This is a genomic window from Micromonospora chersina (genome assembly GCF_900091475.1).
GTDB classification, from domain to species: Bacteria; Actinomycetota; Actinomycetes; order Mycobacteriales; family Micromonosporaceae; genus Micromonospora; species Micromonospora chersina.
The window spans coordinates 5,152,441-5,165,438 of sequence record NZ_FMIB01000002.1; the positions used below are offsets into that span (position 1 = coordinate 5,152,441).

Annotated in this window: 11 protein-coding genes; 7 read left to right on the forward strand and 4 right to left on the reverse strand. The window is 72.0% G+C overall.

What is annotated here, in order from left to right; genetic code table 11:
* Window positions 1-40: 40 nt before the first annotated feature.
* From GA0070603_RS24045 to GA0070603_RS24055, 3 genes are all read right to left on the reverse strand, one after another.
* Complete coding sequence (locus GA0070603_RS24045) at window positions 41-1,288, reverse strand: phosphatidylserine decarboxylase (RefSeq protein WP_091318177.1); 1,248 nt, start codon at window positions 1,286-1,288, stop codon at window positions 41-43.
* A gap of 169 nt (window positions 1,289-1,457) precedes the next feature.
* The gene (locus GA0070603_RS32670; protein ID WP_091318179.1) at window positions 1,458-2,024 is read right to left on the reverse strand and encodes a hypothetical protein; all 567 of its coding nucleotides are present in this window, start codon (window positions 2,022-2,024) and stop codon (window positions 1,458-1,460) included.
* A complete protein-coding gene (locus GA0070603_RS24055; RefSeq protein ID WP_091318181.1) occupies window positions 2,021-3,913 on the reverse strand; it encodes a PspC domain-containing protein in 1,893 nt (630 codons plus the stop codon). Before GA0070603_RS24055 ends, GA0070603_RS32670 begins: the two co-directional genes overlap by 4 nt.
* A 189-nt stretch (window positions 3,914-4,102) precedes the next feature.
* Between GA0070603_RS24055 and GA0070603_RS24060 the strand changes: the two genes are divergently transcribed.
* Together GA0070603_RS24060 and GA0070603_RS24065 are read left to right on the forward strand one after the other, a co-directional pair.
* Complete coding sequence (locus GA0070603_RS24060; protein ID WP_091322261.1) at window positions 4,103-5,344, forward strand: ATP-binding protein; 1,242 nt, start codon at window positions 4,103-4,105, stop codon at window positions 5,342-5,344.
* A 2-nt stretch (window positions 5,345-5,346) separates the two neighbouring features.
* Window positions 5,347-6,027 (forward strand): response regulator, encoded by a 681-nt coding sequence (locus GA0070603_RS24065; RefSeq protein ID WP_091322263.1) that lies wholly within the window; start codon window positions 5,347-5,349, stop codon window positions 6,025-6,027.
* A 19-nt stretch (window positions 6,028-6,046) separates the two neighbouring features.
* Here the strand turns inward: GA0070603_RS24065 and GA0070603_RS24070 are convergent, their stop codons facing one another.
* Entirely contained in the window at window positions 6,047-6,781 is a 735-nt protein-coding gene (locus tag GA0070603_RS24070; RefSeq protein WP_341864942.1) for a PIG-L deacetylase family protein, read from the reverse strand.
* A gap of 431 nt (window positions 6,782-7,212) precedes the next feature.
* Here GA0070603_RS24070 and GA0070603_RS24075 point away from each other — a divergent pair, with 431 nt between their 5' ends.
* The 5 genes from GA0070603_RS24075 (at window position 7,213) to GA0070603_RS24095 (ending at window position 12,975) form a co-directional block, all read left to right on the forward strand.
* Entirely contained in the window at window positions 7,213-8,856 is a 1,644-nt protein-coding gene (locus tag GA0070603_RS24075; protein ID WP_091318184.1) for a peptide ABC transporter substrate-binding protein, read from the forward strand.
* Window positions 8,857-9,006: 150 nt separating this feature from the next.
* Complete coding sequence (locus GA0070603_RS24080; RefSeq protein WP_091318186.1) at window positions 9,007-9,933, forward strand: ABC transporter permease; 927 nt, start codon at window positions 9,007-9,009, stop codon at window positions 9,931-9,933.
* The gene (locus GA0070603_RS24085) at window positions 9,926-10,912 is read left to right on the forward strand and encodes an ABC transporter permease (protein ID WP_091318189.1); all 987 of its coding nucleotides are present in this window, start codon (window positions 9,926-9,928) and stop codon (window positions 10,910-10,912) included. The genes GA0070603_RS24080 and GA0070603_RS24085 overlap by 8 nt, the downstream gene beginning before the upstream one ends.
* A gap of 25 nt (window positions 10,913-10,937) precedes the next feature.
* Window positions 10,938-11,966, forward strand: coding sequence for an ABC transporter ATP-binding protein (locus GA0070603_RS24090; RefSeq protein WP_091318191.1), 1,029 nt, complete (start codon window positions 10,938-10,940; stop codon window positions 11,964-11,966).
* Window positions 11,959-12,975: an ABC transporter ATP-binding protein gene (locus GA0070603_RS24095; protein WP_091318194.1), complete on the forward strand. Its 1,017-nt coding sequence runs from the start codon at window positions 11,959-11,961 to the stop codon at window positions 12,973-12,975. The genes GA0070603_RS24090 and GA0070603_RS24095 overlap by 8 nt, the downstream gene beginning before the upstream one ends.
* Window positions 12,976-12,998 lie beyond the last annotated feature (23 nt).

The following is a 12,998-nucleotide window of genomic DNA, read 5'->3' on the forward strand; positions in this document are numbered from 1 at the left end:
GCCGCGAGAGCGGCGCCCCTTTTCGCGTCCCTCCCCTGGATCAGCTCCAGCGGGCGATGACCGTCGAGCCGCCGACGACCTTGTCGCCGGGGCCGACCAGCGGCTCGGCGGCGTCGGCCGGCAGGTAGACGTCGGTGCGCGAGCCGAACCGGATCAGGCCGAAGCGCTCGCCCCGGGCCAGCAGCGAGCCGACCGGCGCCCGCTGCACGATCCGGCGGGCGATCAGCCCGGTCCGCTGCGCCACGACGACGGTGCCGTGGTCGGTGTCCAGCACCGTGTACGCCGCCACGTTGTGCTCGGCGTCCGGCTTCATGGCGTTGACGAAGCCTCCGTCGGCGACGAAGTAGTCGACCACCTTGCCGGCCACCGGCGAGCGGTTGACGTGCACGTCCAGCACGGAGAGGAAGACCGCGATCCGCAGCCACTCCCCGTCGCCGAAGCGCTCGTCGTGCAGTCGCTGCACCGACAGGACCTGGCCGTCCGCCGAGGCGACCACGGCCGACGGGTCCTCCGGCACGTCCCGCTCCGGGTCCCGGAAGAACGCGGCCACCGGGCCGGCGGCCAGCGCCGGCAGCAGCCACAGCTTGGACTTCGGCCGGGCGGCCCGGGCCAGCGCGGCCAGGCCGAGGGTGATGCCGGCAGCGGCCACACCGTTCGAGTCGATGTGCATCCCCCGGGTCAGCGGCACGCTCGACGGCCGGTACGCCGGGGAGAGCGAGGCGGCCAGCGCCGCCGGCGCCGCGGTGAAGCGCAGGTGGTGCACGCGTACCGGCGGGGTGTTGCGCAGCACCAGGTCGGTGCGGACGCCGTGCAGCACCCCCTGCCGGTCCAGCTCGGCCCCGGCGCCCTCGGTGCGGAACAGCGGCGCGGCCACGCTCAGCACGCCCCCCTCGGCGAGGTACTTCGCCAGCCCGTCGACCGCGGTGCGGGCCTCCTCGGCGGTGCCGGTGAACGGCTCGGCCGCCACCACCACGGCGGCGGCGTCCGCCTCGGCGAGGGTGTCGACCACGCGTACCCGGTCGGCGACCCAGCGGCCCTGGGCCGTGACGTGCGCGCGGAGCGCGGCGGCGGAGGCGCCCTCCGCCGGCACGACGGTGAGCCGGTCGCCGGGGAGCAGCGCCTCGATCGCCGCGGCCAGCACCGCGGACTCCGGGGTCGCGCCGACCAGCAGGCCGGCCTTCGCGTCGTTACGCCGGGCGAACTCGCTGACGAGGGTACGGGCGGCGCGCTCGCCGGCGCGGACCGCACCGGCGGGACCGGTGACGCGCACGGCGGGGGACTGGGTCATCTCGGACGGGCTCCTGACGAGGTAGAGACGGAAGGCGGGACCACCCGGGGGACCCGGCCGACCGGGCGCCCCGGCCGCGACCGGTACGCCACGGGTGGGCCGGCCGACGGAGGCGAGATCTCCACCAGCCAGCATAGGCGGCGTCAGCCGCGTGCCGCACCGGCGCGGGTCAGCCCGGCCCGTCCCCGCCGGTACGCGGACCGCCCCCCGGCCGCTCCGCCCCCTCGTCGGCGGCCGGCAGCTCCCGGGTGGCCGGCCCAGCCGTGGCTGCTCGCTCCTCGTCGGCGGGCAGCTCGCGGGTCGCGGGCTCGGCCGGCGCCATCTCGACCGGGGGCAGTTCGCGGGTCACCGGCTCGTCCGGCATCCCCGGCGTGGCCGGTGACCAGCGCGGCTCCTCGTCGAACGGGCGGTCCTCCCGTGCCGCCACCGGCGTGTCGGTCACCGCGTCGGTGGCCCACTCGTCGGCCTCCTCGGCCGCCGGAGTGGCGGCGGCCGGGGTGCCCGCCTCGTAGGGGGCGGACACCGTGGCCTCCGCCGGTTCCGGCTCCGGGTGGCGGCCCGAGCGCATCGCGCCGACGAGCCCGAGCAGTCCGATGAGGATCAGCGCGCCGGCCAGGAACCAGCCCACCGGAGGCAGCGCCAGCCCGAGGATCCGGGCCAGGAGCCACCAGGCGGACAGCCCGAGGAAGGCCAGCCCGAAGGCGAACGACACGACGTCGGTGCGGTGAGCCTTCACCGGGTCACCTCCAGGTTTCCGGCGTTCACGTGGACCAGCAGGCGCAGCGTGCCGCCGCCGCGACCGTCCGGCCCGAGGTCGGTGTTCTCCCACTGGCGGCCGTTCAGCCCCCCGGCGCGGCGGCCGAAGACGGTGGCGTCACCGGCGTTGACGTCGGCCACCGTGGTGACGTCGACGTTCGGTGGCACGACCACCGTCGCCTTGCCGAAGTTGACCGCGACGGTCACCTGGGTGTCCTTCTTGTCGAAGTCGACGTTGCGCAGGTCGAGCACGGCGTCGCCGAAGTTGTTCTCGTACCGGTCCGCCAGGTCCCGGTAGTCGGCCGGGGCCCAGGTGACGTTGCCGTCGATGCCGCGGACCCGGTCGTACGAGTCGGCGACGGTGGCGATGCCCAGCGCCGCCGCGGTCACCAGACCGAGTGCGATCAGCCAGCGGGCCCGGCCGAACCAGGTGCCCACGAGCAGCCCGAGGCCGATGGTGGCCAGCACCGCCGCGAAGTAGCCGGCAGCGCCGACCGGGAAGACGTCGAGCAGGTCGAGCATCGTGACCACGCCGAGCGCCAGGAAGATCAGCGAGAAGGTGATCGCGCCGAGGGCGGAGCGTTCCTTCGGCCGCTTCGGCGGGCGGGCCGGTCGGGCCGGCGCCGGCGGGGCGGGCGGGGCCGACCCGGCGTACGGGCCGTGCGGGGCGAACGGCGGCCGGTAGCCGCCCGGCGGCAGCGGCGCGCCCACCGGGGCCGGCGGCGGCACGGCGGCGGGCCCGCCGGCGGGGAGGCCGGTGGTCGGCGCGGCGGACCAGGCCGGGACCGGCTCGGTCACCGGCCACGCCTCGCCGGACCGGCTGCCCGGGACGGCCGGCGGGAACGCCGCCGTGGGCTGCGGCTCGGACCAGGCCGGGCGGGCGGCGGTCGTCGCGGGCCAGCCGGCGGCCGAGACCGGCGCGGCCGGGTAGCCCGGCTCGGGCGGTGCGGACGGTGGGTATCCCGGCTCCGGTCGGGCAGCCGGCGGGTAGCCCGGCTCGGGCCCGGTTGCCGGCGGGTACCCCGGCTCCGGCCGCGCAGGCGGGTAGCCCGGCTCGGGCCGGGTGGCCGGCGGGCCGGTGACCGGCGGCTCGCCGGACCACGCCATGGCCTCCGCCGGCGCTCCGGACCAGGGTGCCGACGGGGCCGCCGGTGGCGGAACCGGTCCGGCGGCGGCCGGCACGTCGGGGGCCGGCGCGGCCGCCGACGGCGCGGGCCAGGCCACGGCGGGCACCGGGCCCGGCGGCGGGCCGGGAGGGGCGCCGGGCGCCGCCGTCCGGGCCGCCGGGTCGCGCTGGTCGCGGTTGAGCAGCAGCGCGCCGCCGATCAGGATCACCGCGCCGAGCAGGATCGCCCGGAACCCGTTGGTGACGACGTAGCCGAAGCCGACCGCGACCACGATGCTGAGCACGATCACGGTGATCGGGGACATGCTGGACCGGCCCCGGCCGAGCATCGACTCCACCGGCGAGGCGGTGTCGCCCTCACCCGGGATGATCAGCCACGCGGTGACGTAGACCAGGATGCCGATGCCGCCGAAGAACCCCAGCACGGCCAGGAGCACCCGCCACAGCACCGGGTCGGTGTTGGTGGCCCGGCCGATGGCCGCGCAGACGCCGGCCAGGTAACGGCCCTCCCGGGGGCGGACCAGCCCGTACCGCGAGGTGAAGCCGGCGCCGCCGGGCGGTGGGGCGTACCCGGCGGGTGGCGGGTCGGCGAACGGCGTGCCGCCGGTGGGCGGCGGGGTGGCGCCGGCCGGCGGGGGCGCCGTGGCGTCGGCGGCGGTGGGCGCCGGCCCCGGCGGGGGTGGCGGTGGCCCGTCCTGTGCTGCCGCCCCGGGGCGGGGCGGACGGGCAGCGTCCTCGGTCATGCCTCCGATCCTGCTGCCCCGGCCGCCCGAGCGTCCTCAGGACCCGACCCTGACCCCACCCTGAGATCCCGGGACGGCGAATGTCCGGGGCGTCCCCGTGGTCCGGGGCGGTCCGGCCGTGTGACGATCGGGTCGTCGGCCGCCGCCGGCACGCCGTACCCGACCCGGGAGCCTCCGATCAGCAGCACCGTGACTCCGCACCCCCCGCGCCTCTACCGGGCCACCGAGCACCGGCTGGCCGCGGGTGTGGCCGCCGGCCTCGCCGAACACCTGGGCATCTCGGTGCTCCGGGTCCGGGTGGCCTTCATGGTGTTGCTCGGGCTGAGCGGTCTCGGGCTGCTGCTCTACGCCGCCTTCTGGGCGGTGGTCCCGCCGCGGCCCGGCGACACCGCCGTCCCGCCCCGCCGCGACCTCGCCCAGTTGCTGCCCTTCGTGGCGATCGGGCTGGGGGTGCTGCTGCTCCAGGTCGTCGCCTTCGACTCGGTCGGTGCGGCCGGCACCGCCGGCTGGCTGGTCGCCATCATCGCGGTCGGCGCCGGGGTGATCTGGCACCAGTCCGCGCCGGAGCGCCGCCGCCAGTGGGGCGGCTCCATGGCCGTGCCCTGGCTGGGCGCCGTGGTGGAGGAGAGCGACAGGCGCTCGTTCGTGCTCCGCTTCATCGGGGGCGGGGTGCTCGTCGCGGTCGGCATCATCGGCGTGGCGGCGGTCTACTCCCCGGCGCAGAACTTCGACGCCGTGCTCAACGGCATCATCTTCGCCCTGGTCGGGCTGGCCGGGGTGGGCGTGGTGACCGGCCCGGTCCTCTGGCGCACGTGGAACCAGCTCCGCTCGGAGCGCGAGGGCCGGATACGGGAGCAGGAGCGGGCCGAGCTGGCGGCCATGGTGCACGACCAGGTGCTGCACACTCTCGCCCTGATCCAGCGCAACGCCGCCGACGTCAAGACGGTGCAGCGGCTGGCCCGCGGCCAGGAGCGGTCGCTGCGGAACTGGCTCTACAAGCCGACCGCCTCGCCGACCGAGCGCTTCGCGGCCGCGCTGGAGCAGGCCGCCGCCGAGGTGGAGGACACCTTCGCGATCACCGTGGAGACGGTGGTGGTCGGCGACCGGGAGACCGACGAGCGGGTCGGGGCGCTGGTCGCCGCCGCCCGGGAGGCGCTGGTGAACGCGGCCCGGCACGCCGAGGTGCGGACCGTCTCGCTCTACGCGGAGGTGGAGCCGGAGCAGGTGAGCGCCTTCGTCCGGGACCGGGGCAAGGGCTTCGACCCGGATACGGTGGAGGATCACCGGCACGGCGTCCGAGGGTCGATCATCGGACGGATGAAGCGGCACGGTGGCCGGGCCGAGATCCGGTCCGAGCCGGGGGAGGGGACCGAGGTCCGGCTGATCCTCCCGATCAGCGGCTCCGGCTCCACTGCGGAAAGGGACAGATGACCATGGTCGAGCAGGAACCGGTCGAGGGCGCGGCGCCCCGGGACGGGCGGTTGCGCGTGTTCCTCGTCGACGACCACGCGATGTTCCGGGCCGGCGTCCGCGCCGAGCTGGGCGAGCGCGTCGAGGTGGTGGGCGAGGCCAGCACGGTGGCGGAGGCGGTCAGCCGGATCGCGGCGACCCAGCCGGACGTGGTGCTGCTCGACGTGCACATGCCGGACGGCGGCGGCCGGGCGGTGCTGGAGGCCATGCGGCGTACGCACCCGCAGGTGCGGTTCCTGGCGCTGAGCGTCTCGGACGCCGCCGAGGACGTGATCGGGTTGATCCGGGCGGGCGCCCGGGGCTACGTCACGAAGACCATCTCGCCGGAGGAGCTGACCGACGCGATCCGGCGGGTGGCCGACGGGGACGCGGTGTTCAGCCCGCGGCTGGCCGGCTTCGTGCTGGACGCCTTCGCCTCCCGGCCGGACGCGCCGGTGGCCGACCCGGAGCTGGACCAGCTCACCAACCGGGAACGCGAGGTGCTGCGGCTGCTCGCCCGGGGGTACGCGTACAAGGAGATCGCCCGGGAGCTGTACATCTCGATCAAGACGGTCGAGACGCACGTCTCCAACGTGCTGCGCAAGCTCCAGATGTCCAACCGGTACGAGCTGTCCCGCTGGGCCGCCGACCGCCGGCTGGTCTGACCGCGCCGGCGCGGGGCGTTCACTCGGTGCGCAGCACGGTGAACGCCTCGGCCAGCCGGCCGGGTGGGAGGCCGGCGTTGTCGGCCATCGTGGTGAGCCGGTCCCGCACCCAGGTCGGCACGTCCAGGTGGGCGGTCTGCGACAGGTGCGCCTCCATCGCGGCGATCTTGCGGTCGACCTGCTCGGTCACGTCGACGACGTGGTCCGGGGCGGGCCCGCCGGCGTACCAGATCTCCCGGACCACCCAGGGTTCCAGCCCCTCGTCGAGCAGCTCCGGGAAGGCGAAGGGGTTGCGCGAGTCGGGGTAGACCGCGCAGGTGGCGGCCTCGCCGACGGCCAGGTGGTCGGGGTGGCTCGGGCCGGCCAGGTGCTCCCAGCGCCGCAGCGGGGAGCTGGTCAGCACCCGGTCCGGCCGGAACCGGCGGATGGCGGCGCTGATCTGCCGCCGCAGCGCCAGGCTGGGGGTCATGACGCCGTCGGTGTGCCCGTCGAGGAAGTCGACCCGGCGCACGCCCACAGCGGCGGCCGCGGCCCGCTGTTCCGCCTCGCGCCGGGCCGGCATCTCCTCGCGCGGCGTGTCGTCGAAGCCGCCGGAGTCGCCCCGGGTGGCGATGAGGTAGGCCACCTCGATACCCTCGTCCACCCAGGCGGCTATGGTGCCCGCACAGCCGAAGTCGACATCATCCGGATGGGCAAAAACTGCGAGGGCCCGGTGAACGTCGGGCAGCACCGGAGCGGACGCGGGGAAGCTCACGACGCCGAGCGTACGCGGGTGGTTCCGCCCCGTGTGGTCGTGTCTTACCTGTTCAGAGCCGTCCGATCCACGTGTTTCATGATCTTTTCTCAAGTATCGGCAACGTGGCGACCAACTAACGGCTTGATAACGGCACCTTCACGCAAAGGGCCGGTGAGTGTCACAGTGGCAGCACCTCACCCCCCGGTGTGAGGCACCCCGTCGGGCCTGCCGACCACGTGACGCCGCCACCACGCGCCGGCGCGTGGCCGTCGACCCTGCGCGGTGTCTTCGCCGAAGGGTGTGGCGCCCGGCGGATCGGTACCCCTGGGGTGTCCCGATTTCCTCTGCGGTAAACCGGCGACCTGTGGTTCGGGTCGTCGGTGGTGTCACCCCCCAAACGTGCGTGAAACCCACGACGGAACCAGGTTAGAAAGAGGAGGCCCCTCGGAATGAGAGTCTCGAAGCGGGCGAGCGGCGCGCTCGCGGTGGGCGCGGCATTCGCGCTCGTCGCGTCCGGCTGCTCCAGCGGCAACGACGACGGTGGCAACGCCAGCGCCAGCAAGGACGGCGCGATCGTCATCGACGGCACCCAGCCGGAGAACCCCCTGGTTCCGGCGAACACCACCGAGACCGGTGGCGGCAAGATCATTGACTGGGTGTGGAGTGGCCTGGTCGAGTACCCCAACAACGGTGGGGCGCCGCGGAACCTGCTGGCCGAGTCGATCGAGACCAGCGACTCCAAGGTCTTCAAGATCAAGATCAAGCCGAACACCAAGTTCCACGACGGCACCACCGTCAAGGCCGAGAGCTTCGTCAAGGCCTGGAACTGGGCGGCGTACGGCCCGAACGGCGCGCAGAACGCCTCGTTCTTCGCCGACATCCAGGGCTTCAACGACACCTACACCGAGGACCCGGACGGCCCGGACGGCCCGAAGAAGGCCCCGGAGCCGGCGAAGAAGGAGCTGTCGGGCCTCAAGGTCATCGACGACTGGAACTTCGAGGTCACGCTCTCCGCGCCGACCTCCGTGTTCCCGACCAAGCTCGGCTACAGCGCCTTCATGCCGCTGCCGGACGCCTTCTTCAACATGACCCCGGCCGAGTTCGGCAAGAAGCCGATCGGTAACGGCCCGGTCAGCCTCGTCTCCTGGCAGGACGACGTCGAGATCAAGCTCACCCGCTTCGACGACTACAGCCTGCGCGACAAGATGAAGATCAAGGACGTCACCGTCAAGATCTACCAGGACGACACGGCGGCCTACAACGACCTGCTCGCCGGCAACCTGGACTTCCAGCAGCAGGTCCCGGTCTCCTCGCTGGCCGGTGACAAGTGGAAGAGCGACCTGGGCGACCGGGCGATCGCGTCGACCACCCCGTCGACGGGCATCATCGCCTTCCCGATCTACGACAAGCGCTTCACCAACCCGAAGCTGCGCAAGGCGATCTCGCTGTCGATCAACCGCCAGGAGATCACCGACCGGATCTTCTTCGGTAACCGCAAGCCGGCCGACAGCTGGGCCAACCCGCTGACCCCGGGTGCCGAGCCGGGCAACTGCACCGCCTGCAAGTTCGACCCGACCCAGGCCAAGCAGCTGCTCCAGGAGGCCGGTGGCTTCCAGGGCAAGCTCACCCTGTCGTACAACGCGGACGCCAGCCACAAGGAGTGGATGGAGGCCGTCGCCCAGCAGATCAAGACCAACCTGGGCATCGACGCCGTCGCCGTGGGCGTGCCGACCTTCGCGGTCTTCCGGGCGAACATCAACGCCTACAAGATGACCGGTCTCTACCGGGCCGGTTGGCAGCAGGACTACCCGGACGTGGAGAACTGGATCAACCCGCTCTACGTGACCGGCGGTTCCTCGAACGACGGCAAGTACAGCAACCCGCAGGTGGACGCCCTCGCCAAGGAGGCCTCCGCGGCCCCCAGCCTCGAGGAGGCCCACAAGAAGTTCGCCGAGGCCGTCAAGCTGATCGACCAGGACGTCCCGACGATGCCGATCTACTTCGGTGGCCAGCAGTCCGGCCACTCGGAGAAGATCAAGAAGATTGAGCTGACCAACGTTGGTGAGCTCGACATCACCTCGGTCGAGCTCTGATCCGAACGGTCTGACCCCGGGTCGGGCTCGCCTACCGGTGAGCCCGACCCGGGGCCGTTCCGCGAGGGGGTGTACAACAAACCCCTCGCACGTTGTCGTCACCACCCGTGTCGGCAGTCCGACGCGCCCCCCTGTCTGGAGGACCACCCCATGGGCCGTTATCTCTTGAGACGGCTGCTGCAACTCGTGCCGGTCTTCATCGGCACGACGTTCCTGATCTACTGGCTCGTCTGGTCGGTGCCCGGCGACCCGTTCGCCGGCAAGTGCGGCGACCGCGGTTGCCCCCCGAACTACCGGGCCATGATGACCGAGAAGTACCATCTCGACGATTCGATCTGGGTGCAGTACGCCAGTTACATGAAGAACCTTCTCCAGGGTGATTTCGGTATCACGTTCGGCGGTCGCGAGATCAGCGACATCATCTCGACGTCGTACCCGAACACCCTGAAGCTGGCGGTGGTCGCGCTCGCCATCGAGGCCATCATCGGCCTCGGCGCGGGCGTCCTGACCGGTCTCCGGCGCAACGGCTTCCTGGACAACCTGGTCCTGATCTCCACCCTCTTCCTGATCGCGCTGCCGGTCTTCGTCATCGGCTTCGTGCTCCAGTGGCTCCTCGGCGTCAAGTGGGGCATCATCACCCCGACGGTCTCCAACGAGATGCGGTTCAGCGAGCTGATCGTGCCGGGCTTCGTGCTCGGTAGCGCCTCGATGGCGTACATCGCCCGGGTGGCGCGCACCAGCATCGCCGAGAACCGGCGGGCCGACTACGTCCGCACCGCCATCGCCAAGGGCCTGCCCATGCGGCGGGTCGTCGGCGTGCACCTGCTGCGCAACTCGCTCATCCCGGTCGTCACCCTGCTCGGCACCGACCTCGGCGCCCTCATGGGCGGCGCGATCATCACCGAGGGCATCTTCGGCATCAACGGCATCGGCCGCCAGGTGCTCCGGGCGATCGTCACCAAGGAGAGCGCTACCGTTGTCGGCATCGTGGTGGTGCTGGTGCTCGTCTATCTCGTGATGAACCTGCTGGTGGACCTGCTCTACGCCGCCCTGGACCCGAGGATCCGCTATGAGTGACCCGAGTACCGCGTCGATCGTCTCGACGCCGCCCGCGACCATGCCGACCGAGGCCGGTTCCGGCGCGCCCACGAACGCCGGCCTGCCGGACAGCGCGAAGAAGCGGGAGAAGCCGCGCGGCCTGCTCGGCGACGCCTGGCGTGACCTGCGCCGCAAGCCGCTGTTCTGGATCTCCGCCTCGTTCATCCTGCTCTTCGTGGTGATGGCGGCGTTCCCGTCGCTGTTCACCTCCGGCGACGCCGTCAACGGCGCGCTGTCCCGCAGCCGGGCCGAGCCGTCGGCCGACGCCTGGTTCGGCTACGACGTGCAGGGCCGCGATGTCTACTCCCGGGTGATCTACGGCGCCCGCGCCTCGATCGTGGTGGCGCTGCTGTCGACCATCGGCACCCTGCTGTTCGGCGGCGCGATGGGCATCGTCGCCGGCTACCGCGGCGGCTGGGTGGACGCGGTCCTGTCCCGGATCGCGGACATCTTCTTCGGCCTGCCGTTCGTGCTCGGCTCGATCGTCATCCTGACCACGTTCAACGGCTCGGGCACCGACAACGGCGAGTGGACGATCATGGGGCTGGTCATCCTGTCCCTGACCGTGCTGAGCTGGCCGGTCGTGATGCGGCTGATGCGCTCCTCGGTGCTGGCCACCAAGGAGGCCGACTACATCGTGGCGGCCCGTGCGCTGGGCGCCGGCACCGGCCGGATCATCCTGAAGCACCTGCTGCCGAACTGCCTGGCGCCGCTGCTGGTGTACGGCACGATCATGGTCGGCTCGTTCATCGGCGCGGAGGCCACGCTGTCCTTCCTGGGCATCGGCCTGAAGAGCCCGGTGGTCTCCTGGGGCATCATGATCAGCGAGGCGCAGAACTACATCCGGGTCTCGCCGTTCCTGCTGTTCTTCCCCTCCGCGTTCCTCGTCATCGCCGTGCTGAGCTTCGTGATGCTCGGCGAGGCGGTCCGCGAGGCCCTCGACCCGAAGCTCCGATAGGGGAACTGAGTTGTCCGACATTCTCGTGTCCGAGCAGTCCGCGCCGGGCGCCGACGGATCCGGCCGCCCCTCGGGCCGCCTGCTCGAGGTCGACGGCCTGCGGGTGGAGTTCCGCACCCGGGACGGTGTCGCCAAGGTCATCAACGGGGTGACGTACCACGTCGACGCGGGAGAGACCCTCGCCGTGCTCGGCGAGTCCGGCTCCGGCAAGAGCGTCACCGCGCAGACCATCATGGGCATCCTCGACACCCCGCCCGGCTTCGTCACCGGTGGCCAGGTCCGCTTCCACGGCAAGGACATGCTCAAGATGTCCCCCGAGCAGCGGCGCCGGATCCGTGGTGAAGGCATTGCGATGATCTTCCAGGACTCGCTCTCCGCCCTCAACCCGGTTTTCACCGTCGGCTTCCAGATCGCCGAGCAGTTCCGCATCCGGCGCGGCATGAGCCGCGCGGACGCCAAGAAGCGCGCGATCGAGATGCTCGACCAGGTCAAGATCCCGAACGCCAAGGGCCGGTACAGCAACTACCCGCACCAGTTCTCGGGTGGTATGCGGCAGCGCGCCATGATCGCGATGTCGCTGGCGCTCGACCCCGAGGTGCTGATCGCCGACGAGCCGACCACCGCGCTGGACGTGACCGTGCAGGCCCAGATCATGGACCTGCTCGGCGAGCTCCAGCGGGAGCGGCAGATGGGCATGATCCTGATCACCCACGACCTCGGCGTGGTCGCCGACGTCGCGGACCGGATCGCGGTCATGTACGCCGGCCGGATCGTCGAGGAAGCCGACGTGTACGACCTGTACGCCAAGCCGGCGCACCCGTACACCCTCGGCCTGCTCAACTCGATCCCGCGGATGGACGAGAAGGGGCAGGAGCTCCGCACCATCAAGGGCCTCCCGCCGAACCTGATGAACATCCCGCCGGGCTGCGCCTTCAACCCGCGCTGCCCCATGGCGCAGCCGGTGTGCCGGGAGAACGTGCCCCCGCTGCTGCAGTTGGGCCGCGGCCGGGCCAGCGCCTGCCACTTCGCCGAGGAGCTCGTGAACCGTGACTGAGAACATCATCGAGGTCCGTGACCTGGTCAAGCACTACCCCGTGACCCGGGGTGTGGTGTTCAAGAAGACCATCGGTCACGTCAAGGCGGTCGACGGCGTCTCCTTCGACCTGAAGGCCGGCGAGACGCTGGGCGTGGTCGGCGAGTCCGGCTGCGGCAAGTCGACGCTGGCCCGGGTGCTGATGAACCTGGAGAAGCCGACCGCCGGCCAGGTGCTCTACAAGGGCCAGGACATCTCCAAGCTCTCCGGCGGCGCGCTGCGGCGCCTGCGCCGGCAGATCCAGCTGGTGATGCAGGACCCGTACACCTCGCTGAACCCGCGCATGACGGTCGGTGACCTGATCGGCGAGCCGTTCGAGATCCACCCCGAGGTGGCCCCGAGGCGGTCCCGCCGGGACAAGGTCAAGGAGCTGCTCGACCTGGTCGGTCTCAACCCGGAGCACATCAACCGGTACCCGCACCAGTTCTCCGGCGGCCAGCGGCAGCGCATCGGCATCGCCCGGGCGCTGGCCCTGCGGCCCGAGGTCATCGTCTGCGACGAGCCGGTGTCGGCCCTGGACGTGTCGATCCAGGCGCAGGTGATGAACCTGCTGGAGAAGCTCCAGGCCGAGTTCGGTCTCTCGTACGTCTTCATCGCCCACGACCTGTCGGTCGTGCGCCACCTGTCCGACCGGGTCGCCGTCATGTACCTGGGCAAGATGGTGGAGGTCGGCACCGAGGACGAGATCTACGAGCGGCCGACCCACCCGTACACCCAGGCGCTGCTGTCGGCGGTGCCGGTGCCGGACCCGACCGTGCGGGAGAGCAAGGCGATCATCCGGCTCCAGGGTGACGTCCCCTCGCCGGTCAGCCCGCCCTCGGGCTGCCGGTTCCGCACCCGGTGCTGGAAGGCGCAGGACATCTGCGCCCAGGAGGTGCCGCTGCTCCAGATCCGGCGGGGCTCGGATCACCCGAGCGCGTGCCACTTCGCGGAGAAGCGGGAGATCGTCGCCACCCACGAGGCGGCCTGATCCACCCCGGACCGCCTGCCGGC

Excerpts from the sequence above, each read along its gene's own strand:
- GA0070603_RS24045 (WP_091318177.1), bottom strand. The coding sequence starts at position 1,288 with ATGACCCAGTCCCCCGCCGTGCGCGTCACCGGTCCCGCCGGTGCGGTC.
- GA0070603_RS24055 (WP_091318181.1), bottom strand. The coding sequence starts at position 3,913 with ATGACCGAGGACGCTGCCCGTCCGCCCCGCCCCGGGGCGGCAGCACAG.
- GA0070603_RS24065 (WP_091322263.1), top strand. The coding sequence starts at position 5,347 with ATGGTCGAGCAGGAACCGGTCGAGGGCGCGGCGCCCCGGGACGGGCGG.
- GA0070603_RS24075 (WP_091318184.1), top strand. The coding sequence starts at position 7,213 with ATGAGAGTCTCGAAGCGGGCGAGCGGCGCGCTCGCGGTGGGCGCGGCA.
- GA0070603_RS24080 (WP_091318186.1), top strand. The coding sequence starts at position 9,007 with ATGGGCCGTTATCTCTTGAGACGGCTGCTGCAACTCGTGCCGGTCTTC.
- GA0070603_RS24085 (WP_091318189.1), top strand. The coding sequence starts at position 9,926 with ATGAGTGACCCGAGTACCGCGTCGATCGTCTCGACGCCGCCCGCGACC.